Here is a 375-nt window from a genome sequence, read left to right as displayed (position 1 = left end):
CATAAGGCATTGGGGTCATCATGTGGCCACCGGTTTCTGTTTGCCACCAGGTATCCACAAGGGGTGCCTGACCATTACCAAACATGGTATGAAACCACCGCCATACCTCTGGATTAATTGGCTCACCGACACTACCAAGAATACGTAACGAGTCACGCGTGCTCCCTGCAATGGCTTCATCCGCGGAGGCCATCAGAGTGCGAATCGCTGTCGGTGCGATATAGAGAATATTCACCTTGTGCTTATCAATGATCTTCCCGACACGGCCGCAGTCTGGGTAAGTAGGCACACCCTCGTACATCAAGGTTGTTGCACCATTGGCTAGCGGCGCATAGACAATATAGGTGTGGCCAGTAATCCAGCCGACGTCAGCTG

Annotated in this window: 1 protein-coding gene; it reads right to left on the bottom strand. The window is 52.5% G+C overall.

Features of this window, described 5'->3' with window-relative positions; genetic code table 11:
* A partial coding sequence (locus tag A3750_RS04040) for an AMP-binding protein (RefSeq protein ID WP_156498380.1) occupies positions 1 to 375 on the bottom strand: 375 nt, incomplete at both ends.

This window comes from Oleiphilus sp. HI0079 (assembly GCF_001635105.1).
Note: the sequence above shows the minus strand (reverse complement) of the source record. Positions and strands in the feature narration are given on the sequence as shown.